Annotated in this window: 11 protein-coding genes; 2 read left to right on the forward strand and 9 right to left on the reverse strand. The window is 50.2% G+C overall.

Features of this window, described 5'->3' with window-relative positions; translation table 11 throughout:
• Positions 1-30: 30 nt before the first annotated feature.
• From ABVF61_RS21430 to ABVF61_RS21450, 5 genes are all read right to left on the reverse strand, one after another.
• Positions 31-753 carry a CatB-related O-acetyltransferase gene (locus tag ABVF61_RS21430; RefSeq protein ID WP_353995566.1) on the reverse strand — a complete coding sequence of 241 codons (723 nt, stop codon included), beginning with the start codon at positions 751-753 and terminating at the stop codon, positions 31-33.
• Complete coding sequence (locus ABVF61_RS21435; RefSeq protein WP_353995567.1) at positions 743-2,197, reverse strand: oligosaccharide flippase family protein; 1,455 nt, start codon at positions 2,195-2,197, stop codon at positions 743-745. The genes ABVF61_RS21430 and ABVF61_RS21435 overlap by 11 nt, the downstream gene beginning before the upstream one ends.
• 369 nt (positions 2,198-2,566) lie before the next feature.
• Positions 2,567-3,466: a glycosyltransferase family 2 protein gene (locus tag ABVF61_RS21440; protein ID WP_353995568.1), complete on the reverse strand. Its 900-nt coding sequence runs from the start codon at positions 3,464-3,466 to the stop codon at positions 2,567-2,569.
• A complete protein-coding gene (locus tag ABVF61_RS21445) occupies positions 3,463-4,050 on the reverse strand; it encodes an acyltransferase (RefSeq protein WP_353995569.1) in 588 nt (195 codons plus the stop codon). The genes ABVF61_RS21440 and ABVF61_RS21445 overlap by 4 nt, the downstream gene beginning before the upstream one ends.
• Before the next feature lie 114 nt (positions 4,051-4,164).
• Entirely contained in the window at positions 4,165-5,439 is a 1,275-nt protein-coding gene (locus ABVF61_RS21450) for a glycosyltransferase family 4 protein (RefSeq protein ID WP_353995570.1), read from the reverse strand.
• Positions 5,440-5,707: 268 nt separating this feature from the next.
• Here ABVF61_RS21450 and xrtD point away from each other — a divergent pair, with 268 nt between their 5' ends.
• A complete protein-coding gene (gene xrtD, locus ABVF61_RS21455) occupies positions 5,708-7,318 on the forward strand; it encodes a VPLPA-CTERM-specific exosortase XrtD (protein ID WP_353995571.1) in 1,611 nt (536 codons plus the stop codon).
• 327 nt (positions 7,319-7,645) lie between these two features.
• Positions 7,646-8,989, forward strand: a complete 1,344-nt coding sequence (locus ABVF61_RS21460) for a nucleotide sugar dehydrogenase (protein WP_353995572.1) — start codon at positions 7,646-7,648, stop codon at positions 8,987-8,989.
• Between the two features lie 134 nt (positions 8,990-9,123).
• On the opposite strand, the gene ABVF61_RS21465 is transcribed toward ABVF61_RS21460, so the two are convergent.
• From ABVF61_RS21465 to ABVF61_RS21480, 4 genes are all read right to left on the reverse strand, one after another.
• Positions 9,124-9,963: an ExeA family protein gene (locus ABVF61_RS21465; protein ID WP_353995573.1), complete on the reverse strand. Its 840-nt coding sequence runs from the start codon at positions 9,961-9,963 to the stop codon at positions 9,124-9,126.
• Positions 9,964-10,423: 460 nt separating this feature from the next.
• On the reverse strand, positions 10,424-13,573 hold the full coding sequence (locus ABVF61_RS21470) for a right-handed parallel beta-helix repeat-containing protein (RefSeq protein ID WP_353995574.1): 3,150 nt from the start codon (positions 13,571-13,573) through the stop codon (positions 10,424-10,426).
• 1,189 nt (positions 13,574-14,762) lie between these two features.
• Positions 14,763-16,394: a glycosyltransferase family 39 protein gene (locus ABVF61_RS21475; protein ID WP_353995575.1), complete on the reverse strand. Its 1,632-nt coding sequence runs from the start codon at positions 16,392-16,394 to the stop codon at positions 14,763-14,765.
• A gap of 338 nt (positions 16,395-16,732) precedes the next feature.
• The gene (locus ABVF61_RS21480) at positions 16,733-17,971 is read right to left on the reverse strand and encodes a glycosyltransferase family 4 protein (RefSeq protein ID WP_353995576.1); all 1,239 of its coding nucleotides are present in this window, start codon (positions 17,969-17,971) and stop codon (positions 16,733-16,735) included.

Here is a 17,971-nt window from a genome sequence, read left to right on the forward strand (position 1 = left end):
TTTGTTCGATCTGGAATGTCGCATGCCGATTCAACATTTTTTTTCAGAATTTGTCTGATGTGCCCAATCTGCAAAAAGTGCCGCACTTGAGACGTCAAGGTCTTTGACCAACTGTGATTTCTTTTTCAGTAATTGATCTAGTGAAAGCAACCACCATTCCGAGGTTTCCAGTATTTCAATCACCTCGTCGTTGAAGCGATTCTTAATGAGTTTTGCTGGCGCACCGCCAACGATTGCGTAAGCCGGCACATCCTTGGTAACAACTGCTCCGGCGGCCAAAACAGCGCCATTTCCGATTGATTTGCAGCCCGACAAGATAGTCACTCTGTCACCGATCCAGACATCGTGACCTATTGTCAGGGGATTGTCGGTATCGACCGGAATCGTGTCCTCTTTCACAAGTCCTAGTTTGTGGTTGTAAAAAAACGGGTGCTGCGTGATCCTTGCCGTAGGATGATCTCTTCTGCGAACAATGAGGTCCCTGCCGACAGAGCACCATGAACCGACAGTCGTTCCACTTGGCAGAGTGCCGAACTCAAGAATGTCCCCATAACTGAATTTATCCACGCGGACACCGAAATATTTGTTCAAGATGGCTCTTTGCGTTATCGAGACCATCGGCGGTCCTTCGAGCTGGAGCAACAGTCTTGCACATAGGCGTCGCAGCGTACGAAATCGCCAAAGACGAACAATCAGTTCGTTCGGTTCAGCTGTTTCGGAGGCGAGGGCTCTTTCAAACAAGCTAAGAGCCATTTTCGTGTCTCCTGCTTGCAAAGAACTTTCTCGCTAACTCTGGCAAGAGATTCTCCCTTAGATACAGACGGCCTGCTCTCAGTAAGTATACAGACGCTAAGAACCACAGAACTATTACCAGCTGAAATGGGTGAATATTATCTTGAAGGTTTGCAGATGGTGGCCAAATTAACGAGTCGATAACGCACACTCCTAAAAACGTTGAATAGACGGTCAACGTCTTCCAGTGTTTTTTGGCATTGATCATTCGCAGTTTCTGGCTGCGGGAAAGCGCAAATCCTACAGCTGCGATCTCTCCCAGTATGTTGAACAAAAGAAGTGTGAAAATTCCATAACCGTTGACAAGTGCAATGTAACCGCAAGGAAGGGCGAGCACGCGCACCACAGAGGTGTAAAACACTATGTCGGTCCGCGCGCGTGAAATCAAAACGATGACGATCCCAACGCGCAGAAGCCGGACGGCCTGCGCGACCGCAAAAACGACCAGGATAGTCATCGCGGCGTCATAACGGGCTCCAAAAAACAGCATTAGGATTGAAGGCCCAACGAGTGAAACTCCCAACACAACCAGTGAGGACAGAAACAAGATCCCCTCCAGCGTTATGTCGGCCTGATATCTGAAAGCTTTGCTTTGTGACTGCCGCCTGGAGAGGGGAGGGAGCGTCAGGATCTGATAGGTGTTGGCGACATTCAAACTCGGCGTCGCAATCAGAAGAAACGCAACCGAATACCAACCTAGCGTCTCGGGTCCGAGTTGGTTGCCGACAATCAAACGGTCTCCTTGAAAATTCAAGAACATCAGAATGTTGCTACCGAGCAATGGTAGGCCGAACGAAAATGCGGATTTGATTACATCAATATCCCAATGAAGGCGGTAGGCTCTGCTGGAAAGCACGTGTGAAGCAATTGTAAAAGTAAGCTCGTGAGCGATTATTGCCCAAAGCATTATCCGGTAGTCATCAAAAACAAAGGTGAGTGCAAAAGCTGTCGCAAACGAGACCAACGGCGGCGTTGCCGTTGCAAGCGCCGTGCTTGAAAACTTCATGTTTCTTTGGTCACGCAGCAAATCGAAATGTGATAGGCCTCTGAGCAGCGGACACAGCGCCATCACTTGAAAGGCCCAAGCGGCGTCAGAGACCTGCAAAAAGTCCGCAAGTGGTTGTGCGCACGCGAAAATCACAATCGCATTCAAGAACCCGCGCAATAACTGTATGCTTTGAAGGCTTCCCTGGAAAACCTTACCTTCGCCAGCCTCTGCCTGTACGATTAATCTTCCATGGGAGACATTCGTGATCATTTCAATGAAAGAAAAGATAAGTGCAAAAGTTGTCGCGATACCAAAGTCCTCGACGGATATCATCCTCGCGATAAAAATGTTTCTGACAAACGGTAAAATAGTTGCGGCGCCAGTCCCAGCAAATAAAAAGGTTATTTGTTTTAGCATGATCGCCGATATAGTTGCCTTACAATGCAGGTCAGGATTTTCATTCGGTCTCTCGGACAATAAGGTCGAGATTTAAAAAAGCAGTTCGCGTGTCAAGCTGCATCAGACGGCAATTTTTGTGATAGTCGCCGAGAGGTGATGCCGATTTGAGGTTTCCATAAATTATTCGCTCCGTGTAGCCGAGGCGTGTCATGATTTGCAACATTGCGCGCGTCCAGCATGGGAAGCCTTTCAGTAAAAGCACTCTTCAGTAATGGACATCTCGAAATTGCAAGAGCTCACTTGCAAGAAGCAATCAAGTTATCAAGTCAGCTATCAATTCGTTATGTCGGCATAGGCTGTGTTTCCATCCGACATTTTTTCTCAGTGCTATTGGGTGGTGGTAGAACCCAAGGCCTGCTGGCACATCCAAAGGGCACGATACGCGCGTATTCGCACAAGGGTTGTTGCAGCTCTGATTTTTTCGTTCGAGCTTAGTTTCTTTTTACTCTTGAAGACCTTGAAAATGTCTATAGAGGGCGAAACGAGAACCATGCCTGCACGTATGAGCCAGGACAGTCTGCTGCCTTCATTCAGTCGATGCAGTGCGAAGGATTCATCGACAAGCCGTCTCCATTTTCGACTTAGGGCGCGCCAGTCATTTCTGGTTGGATGTGCGACTTTCAATCTACCATCATATGTAAGTTTGTAGTTTTTCCTGTTAGCTCTTTGGCACCACTCAAGATCTTCTGAAACGAAAGGTCTGAAGTCTCCAACAGAGGTAAAAATTTCGCGCCAGGTCAGCAGATTCGCAGTGACCGAAAAACTTTTCTGCTCAACATAGAATTTCTGACGAAACGCAAAAACGGTCTCGAAAGCCTGCGCTCCGGTGCGAGGAGGTTCCGTTTCATCGAAGGTCTCGATGAAGCCGCCAACAATCTCCGCGTCCTCGATAGCGAGCATTGCTGTTTCAAGCCAGGAGTCGTCTGGAACACAGTCGCAGTCCAGGAAAAAAATCCGATCTGCATTGGTTTCTCGAACGCCTCGGTTTCGGGCCATCGCCGCTCCGGGCTCAAGTTCCGAAACGAACCTGACTTCAGGATACTTGGCGATAGTGCCGGTGAGGTCCGCCTCAGAATTGTTGTCGACAACGATGACCTCGCCGCGGCGCAACACATCTGTGTTCCGCGAATTGTGCACAAGGGCGTCAAGGCAAACCTGTAGCCTTTTGACATCATCCTTGTGCGGAATAATCACGGCAAAAAGCGTTGGTGGATTAGCCGTTGTCATGGCGAATCCCCTGCGTTTTGTGACGCGTTTTCAGGAGATGCGAGTTGCCGTGTACCAACAACTTTTGCTGGGACGCCTGTCGCGATAGCGAATGCGGGAATTGATTTAGTGACAACTGCTCCCGCACCGACAATAGCGCCTTCGTTGATCGTTACACCGGGAAGCACGACAACGCGCGTCCCGAGCCAGACATCATTTCCGATCACGACATCCGCTTCGTCCATATGCTGTTGCGTAACCGGCTGGCCGTCATTGAACCGGTAGTTGGCAGCTGTCACCATGACTTCCGGTCCCAAGAGCACATCGTCCCCCATCACTATACGACCTTTTGCCGGGCCTGCCCAAAGGTGGCACCGTGAGCCCAGTCTCAAGTTCCGGCCCGCTGTAATTCTCTCGGGATTTGAAAACACACTGTCGGGGCTGATCGCAGCACCCGGTCCCAAAGTGAGTTTGCGTCGGGGGACGACATGCGAATAGTTGTAGTAGTTGATCATCCGAAAGAGATGAATATACGCTCGCGGATCGAGCGAGGAGACTACCAGTCTTAGAAGTCGGGAGAGCTTTCCTGGTTGTTTTTTCTTCATCTGCTCCACTCAAAAAGCGATCCCGACGTTTGTCGAATTGACCAAAAGAAACAGGCACCAACGAGCGATGGTTGAGTTCAGTAACAGGGTCGTCCCATTGGTGTCTGCTGGAGCTTATTCACTCGCTGTGCTGGCCGCTTTGCTGACCGTGTCTGTGACGTGAATTCGTTCTTTCGGGCTCAGAAGCGTTTTGTAGGCGTCCAGCATTGAATGCTTCTCGATATCCCAGTGGAACTCGCGCTGCGCCCGCTCCCTGGCGTATGTGGCCATCTGCTCGCGCCGTTCCGGGTCGGCCAGAAGATCCATCATTCCCTTCGCAAGGCTCTCGGGAGTGCTCTCTTCAACGACATGTGCAGCTTCACCTGCATCTATCTTTGCCTGTTCAAGGTTGAATTGTACGAAGGGCATACCAAGCGCCATGTACTCGAACACCTTGTTCATCGAAAGCTTGTCATTGCAGACATTCGACGGGTCCGGGATCACGCCGATGTCGCACGCGGAGAGTTTTTCCAAAAGGGGCTGACCCGAAACATAGCCTGCGAACTCGACATAGTCAGTCAGGTTCAGTTCCTCAGACAACGCTCGCAAACGGTCGTAATCCGGACCGTCGCCGATGATAATGCAGCCGATATCGTCCCGCCCTTCAGCGTTGACGATGTGGTCCATGGCCCTGACCAGATATTCAACGCCATCCTGCTCGGCCATGATGCCGACATAACCCGCCAGATAGCGGCGCCCGCGCTTTGCGGTCGGATCCGGTTCAGCTCTCTTGAAACGTCCGATATCCGGGAAACTTCGGACAACCCAAACCTTTTCGGGCGGCATCTTGCCGGTGTTGATGGCTCTGTCCCTGAGCGTCTCGTTTGTCGCAAGGCTGCCGTCCGCGAGTTTGAAGGTGCAGCGCTCGAATATCGTCAGAAGCTTGTGGAAGAACCCTTTTTTCCCAAACTTGACTTCATAGAGCTCCGGATTGATATCGTGTTGATCGAAAAGAAACTTTTTGCCGAAGAACAATTTGTGAAAGGCGGCCACCAGAAAAATCAGGTCCGGCGGGTTGCACGCATGAATGACATCAAAACCATGTTTGCGCAGCACTTTGATGGAAAGCCGCATCTCGTGGAAAAGTGCAGCTGAATACTCTGCAAGGTAGCCAAGTGCTCCGGACGCTTCCAAGGGCAGGTTGTGACGGTAGATATGAATACCGTCCAGGGTTTCCTCAAGCTCCGTGTGCTTCTTCCCGGTCGGGCAAATGACAGAGACTTCATAGCCCGCTTCGCGAAGGGCAGTCGCCTCCTGCCAGACCCGCCGATCGAATGGAACGGGCAGGTTCTCGACTATAATCAGGACTTTACCGGCCACAGGCTGCGGCATGTTTTGCGCATCAGGCAACGATCAACTCCTCAACGGGAAATACAATATTCAAACATGCTTGATATACGGCCAAGGTATTTGCCAGGTCAAACGGAGTCTGCCTGGATTCAAATTCGAAACGAAATTAAGATTAATTCGACAAAGCTTTTACTCAAATTTGCATGATCCTCGCATTTTCACCAATAATTTAGTTACAAATGGGCGCTGAATGTGGGAAATAAAGGCCATAGTTCAGCGCGGTTGTTTGAAACAGCCAATTGTTAAGGTTTTTTGGACGGAACTTTTCATGACTGTCGATATTCGTGAAAGCGGTGGAGCCCTGCCGGGAGACTTTGGATCTCTCTTTATGCGCGCTATCCCCTGGATACTGGTTGCGTCCCTTGGCGCTGCTGCCTTTTATTGGGATGGGTTGATTTCACTCGGTGCCGCCTGGTCGCGGCCAGAGTACAGCTATGGTCCCCTTGTACCCCTGATTACCGGCTACATGACGCTGCTTGAAATCCATCGTCATCCGGTCAAACCGGATCATGGCAGCAGGATTGTCGGGTTTGTCGTCCTTGGGCTTGCCCTTTTGGTCGGGTTGCTCGGGAACCTGGTGGAAATCCCGGACGTTATTACCTACGGCTTCATTCTTTACGTCGGCGCCTTGATCCTGATACTGGCGGGCACACGGGAAGGTTTCCGCTTTTGGCCAGGCTGGTTGCACCTGATTTTCATGTTGCCGCTGCCGCAGTTCATTTATCTCAGCGTTTCCACGCACCTTCAGGCGGTGTCTGCGGAGATTGGCGTTGCCGTTATCCAGTTCATGGGTATCCCCGTTTTGCTCGATGGTACGGTTATCGATCTCGGCGAATACAAACTGCTTGTCGCGGAAGCCTGCAGTGGCCTGCGCTACCTCTTCCCGCTATTCAGTTTCGGCTGGCTCATGGCCGTTCTCTACAACGGGCCCAACTGGCACAGAGTGATTATCTTCTTCGCGACGATACCGGTTACCATCCTGATGAACAGCTTCCGGGTCGGCATGATCGGTGTTCTGGTCAACTACTTCGGGATTGGCCATGCCGAAGGCTTCATTCACTACTTTGAAGGCTGGGTTATCTTCATATCTTGCACGGTGATCCTGTATCTGATCGCTTGGCTTCTGTCGCGTTTCTGCTCCTTTGGCAGAGAGCGCCCGAAATACATCATCGGAATGGACTACGAAGGCGTTCTCGGGCCGCTGCGCAAACTGCCATCACTCAAGGCCGGAAAGTCGTTCGTTGCAGCTTCGATCATCGCTTTGGTTGCCGGTATCGCGTGGCAATTGACCCCGACGCCGGCACCGGCCTCCATCGATCGGCTGCCATTGGGCATCTTCCCGATGCAAGTCGACAACTGGCAGGGACGTGCGACGATCCTTGATCGTGACATCGAGTACGTTCTTGGTGCTGATGAGTATCTGCTTGCTGACTACAAGTCCGGCAACGAAAATGTCAATCTGCTGATGACATTCTACAAGTCGCAGACGCAAGGGTCCGGCATTCACTCACCCGAGATCTGTCTTCCGGGCGGTGGCTGGGAGGTTTCCAAATGGGAGCAGAAGACGATTACTGTCGGCAACGGCGACCAGGCCAAGGCGATCAACGTGAACCGTGCGGTTATCCAGCGCGGCCTCGAGCGTCAGCTGGTTTACTTCTGGTTTGAGCAACGTGGCCGCCAGATCACGAACGACTTTGAAGCCAAGTTTGTTTCCATGTGGGATACGTTCAACGACGGGCGGTCCGATGGTGGTCTTGTGCGTGTGGTCACACCGATGAAGCCGGGAGAAGACGTTGAGATCGCCGATGAGCGCCTTCAGTCGTTCCTTGCTGGCGTCGTGCCGCAACTGCCGACCTATTTTCCGGCGATCGACGCCTGATATCGCATCCGCGACGTCAAAACGGCCCGCAAATGCGGGCCGTTTTCTTTTGTCTGGGTCAGGTGCCTTTGCCTTTGCCGCAGTTTTGATCACTCTGGTGACGGCGCTAAATCCTCAAAGGTAGAGTCACTCCGATTGTGTTATTCGGTGCACCTTTGGCCGGCCGTAGGGTTTTTCCCACCTCGCGTTTTGTTCGTTCATGTCCGCACTCACGCATGACATGCAGCGGTTTCGTACAAAATTCTCCTGCACCGGAGAAAAAATGTCTAAGGATTTCGTTCTGATCATATAGAAGACAGGCGCACCGGATCTCCAATGGAACGTGAAATGAACGCAAACAATATGAAGCACGCGGACCTGCTGGTTAAGCTTGAAAACAAGACGGCAAGAATTGGGGTTATCGGACTGGGTTATGTTGGCTTGCCTCTTGCCGTGACGACCGCTTTGCGCGGCTTCAATGTGATCGGATTTGACATCGACAGATCCAAACCGGAGGCGCTCGACAAGGCGCAGAGTTATATTGCGGCTGTTGACAACGCCATGCTTGAGGACGTTGCACGCACGGATTCAGCAAGCTGGACAACCGATTTTTCCCGACTGGCGGAGTGCGATGTTATCGTTATTTGCGTCCCGACGCCGCTGACACGTCACCGGGAACCGGATCTGTCTTTCATCAATGGCACAGCTCAAGAGATCGCTGCGAACATGCGAGCGGGTACGCTTGTGGTCTTGGAATCAACGACGTTTCCCGGAACAACCAAAGATGTCCTGACGCCGATACTGTCGACAAGCGGGCTTGCCGTCGAAGAGGAGTTTTGGGTCGCCTTTAGCCCGGAACGCGAAGATCCGGGGAACGCGGCATTTCGCACGCATTCCATTCCAAAGATCGTTGGCGGTGATACCGACGCGGCTCGAAGCCTCGTCGTCGCGTTTTATAGTCAGGTCGTGGACCAGGTCGTGCCGGTTTCCTCAACGGGGACAGCAGAGGCCGTCAAGATCACAGAGAACGTCTTTCGCGCCGTCAACATTGCGCTCGTAAACGAACTCAAGGTGATCTACGACGCGATGGGGATCGATGTATGGGAGGTTATCGAAGGGGCTTCCAGCAAGCCGTTCGGCTTCATGCCATTCTATCCCGGACCGGGGCTGGGAGGGCACTGCATTCCGATTGACCCGTTCTACCTGACATGGAAGGCTCGTGAATTCGGCCACGCAACACGCTTTGTGGAGCTGGCAGGCGAAATCAATGTGAACATGCCCAATTATGTGATTTCCAAACTGCGTGAAGTGCTGGATCGGCACTGCGGCAAGGGACTGTCGACATCACGAATTCTCCTTGTTGGCATTAGCTATAAGAAGAATGTTCCCGACATGCGTGAAAGCCCTTCCGTTGTCCTCATGGACATGATGCTGAAGAACGGCGCAGCCGTCGATTTTCTGGATCCTCACATTGAGACTATTCCACGCATGCGCGAATTTCCGCACCTGTTTGGCCGCGCGAGCATCACGCTAAAGGATGTTACTGCCGCCGATTACGATGCGGTTCTCATTTCAACTGATCATGACGCGATCGACTATGAAGGTCTTGTCGGTCTCGGCGTACCCATCGTTGACACGCGCAATGCCATTGATTCCCGTTGTTTGGATATGAACCTTGTGACCAAAGCCTAGTAAACGACGCTGTGCTTGGCAGAGCGCGCTAGCAATCGGTCTGTAGGTGTTTGATCACAGTAATATCAGGTGTGCCCGCGCCACGACAAAGGACTGTGCCATGGCTGCGGAAAGCGCGCGTGCGCGCTCTAATCCTACTGAGGCAGTGCCAGATCGGGTTGAACCGCAAAAACGCCGAACCGGCGCTTGTCGTCGAGCACGCGCTTGACGATGTCTGGCGTTATTTCTTCGGCCTCCGTCGCGAAGCCGTAGAGCAGGGCGGTGTCGCACAAGGTATTTATCAGGCGAGGCGTTCCCTGCGTTGCATAGTAAATCAGGTCGCAAGCGCCGGGTGTGAAGAGGGAGCGTTTTGCACCGGCCACCTTGAGACGATGCGCGATGTATCCGGCAACTTCCTGCTGCTCCAGAAACGAAAGGTGGAAGTCGGACGTGACCCTTTGAACAAACTGACGCAGGCTCGGCGCACCAAGCAGTGTCTTGAGTTCCGGTTGCCCACTCAGAACGATCTGCAGCAGTTCACGATCATGCGTGTTGATGTTGGACAGCATTCGAAGTTCTTCGAGTGTTTCCGAACCCAGGTTTTGAGCCTCATCGACGATAAGAACGGTGCGGCGCCCCTGTTCGTACTGTGCAATCAGAAAGTCCCTGAATTGCTTGTAGAGCTTGACGTGGGAGTCGCTTTCGAAATCCTGGTCGAATGACATCAGGACCCACTGCAGAAGTTCTCCCGCACCGCCCGTATTCGCAAGAAGACCAACACAGATGTCTCCTGGCAACTTGCTCAAAAGGTGTTGAATAAGCGTAGTTTTTCCGGCACCGACTTCGCCGGTAATCACTGTAAAACCTGCATGGTTGACAATGCCGTATTCAAGCATCGCAAACGCCATGCTATGGGGTCCCGCCCAATAGATAAAACGCGGATCCGGAACCAGCGCAAATGGCTTCGTCAAGAGCCCGTAATACGGCTCATACATTAGCGCCCCCGAGGTGCGTGACTGTTCAAAATTTGTATGTTGCATCTTCTACAGCCGATAACGTTGCGACAACCAGGAAGCTCCAAGTTGAATCAACATTTATCGCTCGAATGGTTTTTTAGGCCGTTTTATGGCACATTTTCAAGATCTTACTCTAAAAATGGTAAATCCACTACTCAGTTCTTCCTTACGCTCATATGGTGCATTTGCCGCGTAGATCAACAGCTTCCCAGATCTGATCACCAAAACGCTAACATGTAGCCCCATAGCTGGAAAGGGCTGCTCAGATCAAATTCAGTGCATCGGTTTTAACCTGATTTGATGTAACAGCTCGTTTCCCGCCAAGGATAATCGCCGCGGAGGCCTCTGGCCCGAATCGTGGGCATTCAGATTGAGCGCACTAGAAAAGAAAAAGGTCGGGTGTTGCCACCCGACCTGTCAAACTTTTAGTTCCGATTGCTCAGGCAATTATATCATCTGCCAACAGCGGGCTAATTTCGAGCGGAGAAAGAAGATCTCCGTTGGAATTGTAAACGCTGGCGTCAGCATCAATGTAGAAGAGCTTTTCTTCCTTGTAACGAGTGGACGTGAAGACATTGAAGAGATTGCCATCAAACTCAGTTTGACCGCTTGCAACGAACGAAACGGCATTTGAGCTGTCATCAAAAACCACGCTGTCGCCGTCATTTGCGAAAACGTACAAACCGTCGGCTGAGTCGAGGCCACTGGCGTCCCGATGATCGATCGTTAGTGTCTGATTGGTATCGTTTTCGATGTTAAACGCCTCAATCCCAATCAAATAGGCTTTGAACTCGCGCATGTCGATATCTACGAGACTCTCGTCGAATTGCAGTCTGTCGAAGCCGGCGCCACCATCGAGCCTTTTGTCATCTGCGTCTGCAACGAGTATGTCGTTCCCGTTGCCGCCGAACAGTTTGTCGCTCCCCAAACCGCCGATGAGTGTGTCATCACCATCGTAGGTCGCGATAACGTCGTTCCCGGCGCCGCCGTCCACAATCTGGCCTTCAGCACTACCCGCCCACATGGTGTCGTCTTCTTCGGTTCCAAACAGCGCCTTATTCGTTTGGCCTTCATCACTGTTTGTTTCATCACTGTCATCTACCAGTGGGTCAGTGTCATCCGAATCGTTGACCGGCTTGGGATCGTTATTTGCTGGAGCTTCATCCTCATCGGTGGCATCGACTGCTTTTTCAAACGACCCCATCTTCAAGCCGTCTGCGACTTCTTCTTCCGTCAGTTCATAACCAATATAGGTGAGCTCAGCCAATGAGACGCCCATATCCGTATCATCGTAGGGATCGCCTAGTGTCAGCTTGTGTGAGCCGTTGCCGACCTGTATCTGACCTTCCAAACCACTGACTTCCGTCAGCTTTTCGCCGTTCAAATAAAGGGCAGCTTTGCCGGTATCGTTGTTGAACGTAAACGTGACGGCACTCCATTCGTCCGCTGACAGCTTCGGAAAGGACGATTTCAGCCATGTTGCCCCGTGATCGGTCGTTAGAGCGAGCGATATCGAGGTCGGCGTCATGAACATTACGAAGCTGGAAGAGAAATTCAGGACGCGGCCGCCAGCGTCTTGAGAGCCATTGAACGCAATGTCAAACGAAACCGAGTATTGCTTGTTGTTCAGGAAGTCTTGCGTGGCATCGATGCTCACGTTGTCGCCATTAAGGCTTAGACCTTCTTTGCCGTCGATCGTTGTGATCGTCACTTTGTCGCCTAAATGCACCCCGTTCGGAGTTCCGGTGGCATCTTTGGCTTGTCCATCTTCGACTTCAAGATTGAAGTAATGCGGAGACTCCAGAACGACGGATTTCGTGAACTCGACGACTTCGCCGTTCTCGTAGGTAACCTTTGCCGTGGCGTCCTGTCGTCCAGATTCAGAGTAAGTGTGTGTTACGTCGACGCCCTGTTTGGTCGTTCCGTCCGAAAACACCCACTCGACCGATTTGACGTTTTCAGCCTCATTCCCGGACAAAGAGTAGCTAACTTCTAGAGCATCGCGCCCATAACCGAGTGAAGCCTCAACGTGACCAGGCTCAACAACCTTGGACATGTTCGCCCCAATGGTTGCTGAAACTTCGTCCGAAACAACAGCTAGGTCTGCTGCTGTTACATTTTCTGCAAAATAGTTCGCAAAAAAGTCTCCGGCGAAGTTCGCACCAAAAGGATCGGTTGACTGGACAATAACGTTGCCGTTGCTGACCTGAGTGTCCTCATTATAAATGACCTCAGACTCAACAATGTTATCCGTAATCGTTACGTTTGTGGATGTAACTTGGACGTTGATGATCGGAACTTCGATTGGATCTGGATTCAGTTCTTTACTGACCAAAGTATTGTTGGAGATTTTTAACCCATCTGTTTCTCCAACGCGAATTCCGTGAAGATGACTGTTGATGATCACGTTATCTTCGATGACGAAATTCTGATAGAACATGTCTTCGCCGCCACCCTGCGAATCCACGACCTCATTGCGGATGAAGATCGATTGCGTGAAAACGCCTTCGCCCTGGTCCAACAAATTGTCTCGAATAACGACATTGACACTTGGCTCATCCGTTCCGTTCGTCCAGAACTGGATCATATCTTTGTGGTTTTCAGTATTCTCGTGCGCATCGAAGTCATGAATATGGTTGCCTTCGATCAGAACATTCTGCACTTCGGCAAAATCGAAGCCATCGCTTGCCATCGAATGCACGTCATTGTTCGTAACGGTCAGATTGTCCGTCTCGAAGAAGACTGCACCACGATTAAAATTGAAAAGTTCGGTTTCGGTCAGTGTAAAGTCGGAAGACCCTCTGACCCATAGACCAATGGCATTGCCATAACCGTCGTCGAGGTCATTTATGCCTTCTGCGTCATCGCCGTCGATCACCGAGTTTTTGATTTCTACGTTCTCGGAACCCAAAACCTGAAACGGCCTTGTGTTGTAACGGTCTCCTTCGCTGAATGTGTAATCGAATGTAACTTCTTCAAACGTAATGTTGGAAGATTCTGTGACCAGTAGATTAGAAAACACAGCAGGGTTGTCCGGGTCAGCGGACTTGAAGGTTACGGTACTTGCCGGATTAAAGTCAGCGAGTGTCAGCCCACCCCAGTCACCGCCTTTCAAAAGAATGGTTTCACCACCATCCGATTTTGCAATTGCGGCTTGAAGCTCTTCGGGCGTCGAAACCAAAAGGGTTTCTACACTTGCCTCGTTTACATCAGATACAGTTCCGGACATAGAGTGCCTCTCAAAATGACCAAGTTGAGAGGAACCTATCAAGCTGCTGTTGATTGGCAGTTTAATGTCGGTCTCGTTATTTATGCAAAATTTAAATACTTTCGAACTGTTTTCTGAAGAGCCTTCCTCACACGAAGCAGTTTCGACAGCTTCTTCTTGGTTTTTAAGTAGCTTAGAGACTGTTGTTTGAAAATTTGATAAAGCGTTCGACGTCTCCGTCAAACTCAATCCGTTACCAGAAATAATCGTCCCAGCTAGAAAAATAACGAATCCAAAAGACGATACAAACATTGCAACGAGCACCGGCACATATAACATGCGACGGCGTCTCCTGTAGTTGCGATACTTGTTGGTTGGCACTGCGAAGCTCCCAATCAATGCAATTTTGCGAACACCATAGGGTCAGGTAATAACGTGATCCAATTTGATATAGACTTGTGTCGAGTAAACAGTGGCCACTATGTGCCAAGCCCATGTTAACATAGACAAGATGTTTTCGGACGCCTGCGTGTTGAAAACGGCTTCATCATATTCAAGTGAACGTCTTTTTCGTCGAGTCTCTGAAATGCACCAGACAGTGCCATTGAGTGTCAGCAAAGCAACAGGATGTGGACGTTATCGATCTTGAGTGGCAATTTTGGGCTCAAAGAGCGGCTATTTTTGACGATTCGCGCTTTTTGGACCCTTGAAAGAGCGAATGCCTTTGTTGCCTGACGCCGTGCAATCCATGCTGAGTTCATTTGCGTGTGTCGGGTAACAAGTAGTTCAACGCAATGGGCAACGGAACGAAATGTTCCTTTTGCAAAGTTCCAAAGCACAAAAAAAGTGAAGACGGGTAAGATAAGACTGAAATCTCGCAACCAAGTTTGATGTTGCACATAGCGAGAGACCATGTCGCTCCTCAGGACGGGCATTTGTTCATGATGCCGAGCCAAAGAGTCGGTCAGTTATCCTGAGCCTGCCCAAGGAAGGAGGTCTCCATGGTTGGAACGAATACAATTCGTGTCCAAATCGAAGATCGCAGTAATTTGGGGGTATCGAATAAGTTCTGCAAAGCGGGAAACAGGATGCATCCTCCCTGCTCGCGGGCGAAGCGGATATTGTTGCGCTTTTTTGTGATTATCCAAACGACCAAGCGCAGTGCATCGAACCAAAAAAGAACCGTAAGGACGTGGCGCATGGTGTGCTCGGCGACATAGTCAACTTTTCAAGCTTGGGCAAACCAGCGCTGTGCTATGATCCGGGCATTCAATTCTCTCTCACCAAACATGCGACTTGAAGGCACAAAATCCCAGTCGCCGTTAGATCCTGTTCAAGAACAGGCGTCGATCGTTTTGCCGTGCGCCGGTCGAATTGACTGGACGGTCTACAAATCAGTTCCAGTCTAACTTCTGTCAGAGTGCGATGAGGCATATAGACGGCGTGAAAGTTCAGGAGAATGGCGGTTGAGGCCATGTTTGTTGTCGAAATGCAAACACGTGTAAACCACTTGGCCTGAGAGAACGGAGTTCGACTAGCATGCTCGTGGAAGATGACTTAAGTCAAAGACCTATTGCTCACATTTGCCGGAATCAGTGCGACGTTGGCGCTTTGTTGCATAAGGTGGGAGCTTTTCCAGAATACAAGGAAAGGCGCTTTCTATGTATCGTCCCACGTGCCGGTCTTGATCAAAGCGCCACGGCTGTCTCTCTACCAACCAGATAGTGTCAACATTTTGAAGTGAAACACTCAATTCTTCCACCATGCTCGCATTGATGGCTGGAACACCCGTGTTTCCCGCGGGGTAGACATACTGTGCTTTGGTCGCCGGAAACGGTCCGGGAACGGGCCGCAGATCAAATTCGGTATCTTGAATTTCCTCGTAGTACATAATTGGAAGAGCCACGGAGTTTGGTGAGGCAACAATGGTTGGCTTGCTGCCAGGCTCGGCACTTTCCATAACGCGGGCAACTAATTTGCGAAAATTTGCTGCCCTTCGTTCATCCGGATTGGCAACCACAGAATGGTAACTGAAGGCGCTCGCGACACCAAACATGGCAATAAGCGATACGGTGACAGTCTTCCAACGGCGTCGCGTGAAGTGGCCTATAGCAACCGGCGCTACTGAACAACCAATAATCAGAGCAATTTGCGAGGCTTCAAATGTTCTTCGCAGGTAGATTGGTTGCCATAAATAACTGAGAATTGCGGTCGTTATCATTGGAAGAAAAGCAGTCAGGACCAGCAGCACAGGTATCAAAGATCTGGCTCGGTTTTCTTGATTCTTCAAAGATGAATAGAACAGAAAACAAATTCCCAACAACGAAAGCGGGAAAATGAATAGCCCAGCCCATGACTTTCCAATGGCCAAGCCAAAGGCATCTTTGGCAAATCTGACGGCTGAAGGTGGCGTCATCCAAAATCCATGTTCGCCGATGCCTTGAACCTGTGACAGCGAGTTAAATAGAGCCGGAAAATAGGCGATTAGTGCGATCAATCCTGCAAATGTGAGATTGGTAAGTGTGTGTATCTTTTCCTCGCAGCCAATCCACCAGAAAAATAAGAAAAAAGTAAACAAAAAAACATAAACTATTCCTATATTATGGCTCCACGCAAGCATCGCCATTCCAAGGCCAAGCAATGCTAAAGCAAGCGTAAGTGTTTTATCACGTCTGAATACCTCAATGAGTGGTCTTGTAAGACGCTCGCCGTTGATTAGCAGGTAAGAAACCGAAAATAGAGTGGTTGCCAAGCTTAGCGACATCATCGAATAAGATCGAACGTCATGAGACACCCTAATTTGCGTTTCCGACATTGCGAATAGGAAAGAAGCCAAGACGGTTACAGTGAGCTGGTCTTTACGAGGTGCGCAAATCCATGCTGTAGCGGCGACAAATGGAATTGAGGCAACACTAAAGAGTGTCGACAGCAGTCTAAGAGTCGTTTCGTCCGATCCCAGATTACGCCACAACTTTAGTATCGAATAGTAGAGAACAGGTTGAGTCTCAAATGTAGGAACCTTGGTCCAAAGATAGTGCCAGCTCTGGTCAGAAAACCAAGCGCTGTAGCCTTCGTCCTGCCAAAATGAAAGTGTTGAAATGTTATGAAATCTAACCAGGAAGGCAAATATCATTACAATGAATACAAAGGCAGTGGCTAATCTCGCTCTGTTTTCATAAAATATGTGCCTATCTAATTTCATGAGAAGCTCGATTCACAAACTTTTTGAGATTTGCGCATCTTACTCAAAAAGTACGTTTTATGATTGTGAGACATCTTCTGTAGCATTCAAGTTCTCAAACTTTTTTAAAAAAAAGCAGACAAAGTTTTCCGTCATAGTGCTCAAAGTAAAAAAGAACGAAGGTTCATTTACTTCTCGGAGTACTCTGACTGCTATTGGTACACGTTCTGATAAAATTTCATTCTCTCAAATACTCATTCCAAGCCGAAATTTGCTTTGAATGTTCGCTGTGCCATCAGCAAATGTAATGCTCGCACCGACAATGAACGAAAGAATTGGAATTAAGTTCTCTTTGTGGTTCAGCGCATTTGTGTTTCGTTTTTTACGACACTCACGCCGTTGTACAGCTTGACCAGCCTTTCGATTTTACGATCCCATAGACCGATTTCTTGAACCCGTTCAAGAGCCCCTTTTGCGAGCGCCGACAATCTTTCAGCGTCTGTCGCAAGTGTGCGAATTGAGCTTGCCAACTCGTCGGCAAATATGGCGGGTTCGGAGGGGGAAAGTCTTATTCCGCAACTGTTGTCAACGATGTGCCCGGGACCGCCAATCGATGTCGTAATGACCGGTAATCCGTGGCGCATTGCCTCAAAGAGCACGATCCCTGTTGGCTCTCGAAAACTTGGAAAGAGAAACACGTCTGCATCCGCATAAAGTTCGTCCACTTCATCCTTTGGCACCCGCCCAAGAAACTGCACCTGATCGGTCACACCTAATGCCTCAGCTTCCTTGCGGCAGTCCTGCAGATCTTCCCCGTCTCCGGCAATCTTGAGCACAACCTCTGGCAAATCCTTCAATTTGGCCATCGCTCTTACGGCGTCGCGAACGCCTTTTGTTCGAATGACGCGACCCACAAACAAGAGACGGAGTTTACCGCGGCCAACAGACGGACGTTTTTCTGAAATAGCCAAACTGTCGATACCCACTTCAGTATCATATTCGACTCGCTTGAGATTAAGGTGGGACAACGCCTCTGATACATATTCACCGGAGCAAATGACGGCCTCGGCGCACTTGTAAGTGCGGCGCAAAAACGGATCGTATCGTAGCCTGAAATTGTCTGTTTCACGAAGCCGGGCGAACAGAGGCTCTGTCTTCAACTCCGCCTTGAATTCTTCCGGCGTGGGCAAGCCGCCTGCCACCGGGCCAATAATGTACGGGTATCCCAAGCCTGCACAGGGGGTAGGGAATCTGAAGGCCATGGGCGTCAAGTGATGAATGAGGTCGAAGTGTTCGCCTTTCTTTCGGGCATTTTTGATCCATGATCTGGCTCGAAAGTAGAATGGTACGTAGAATGGTTTGAGGGTTCCATTGAGGCGACGCCAACCGTCAACCCAACCCAATGCGTTCCATTCGATAACACGCACACCGGGCAGTTGGAGGGAAGGGGCAACGCGCCCTGGAAGATGTAAAGTCAGCAGTGTAACGTCGCAGACTTTGGCTATGCGCGAAATCCATTCATAGCCGCAATGTGACTCGCCGATCTCCGATCTGTCGCATTGCGAGGCCACAATGAGAACGCGCAAACGTCCCGTCAT

Source organism: Roseibium sp. HPY-6 (genome assembly GCF_040530035.1).
In the GTDB taxonomy this organism is placed as follows: domain Bacteria; phylum Pseudomonadota; class Alphaproteobacteria; order Rhizobiales; family Stappiaceae; genus Roseibium.

Coding starts and splice junctions, on each gene's coding strand:
- ABVF61_RS21445 (WP_353995569.1), bottom strand. CDS start 4,050: ATGAAGAAAAAACAACCAGGAAAGCTCTCCCGACTTCTAAGACTGGTA.
- ABVF61_RS21460 (WP_353995572.1), top strand. CDS start 7,646: ATGAACGCAAACAATATGAAGCACGCGGACCTGCTGGTTAAGCTTGAA.
- ABVF61_RS21435 (WP_353995567.1), bottom strand. CDS start 2,197: ATGCTAAAACAAATAACCTTTTTATTTGCTGGGACTGGCGCCGCAACT.
- ABVF61_RS21480 (WP_353995576.1), bottom strand. CDS start 17,971: ATGACGGGACGTTTGCGCGTTCTCATTGTGGCCTCGCAATGCGACAGA.
- ABVF61_RS21440 (WP_353995568.1), bottom strand. CDS start 3,466: ATGACAACGGCTAATCCACCAACGCTTTTTGCCGTGATTATTCCGCAC.
- ABVF61_RS21465 (WP_353995573.1), bottom strand. CDS start 9,963: ATGTATGAGCCGTATTACGGGCTCTTGACGAAGCCATTTGCGCTGGTT.
- xrtD (WP_353995571.1), top strand. CDS start 5,708: ATGACTGTCGATATTCGTGAAAGCGGTGGAGCCCTGCCGGGAGACTTT.
- ABVF61_RS21475 (WP_353995575.1), bottom strand. CDS start 16,394: ATGAAATTAGATAGGCACATATTTTATGAAAACAGAGCGAGATTAGCC.
- ABVF61_RS21430 (WP_353995566.1), bottom strand. CDS start 753: ATGGCTCTTAGCTTGTTTGAAAGAGCCCTCGCCTCCGAAACAGCTGAA.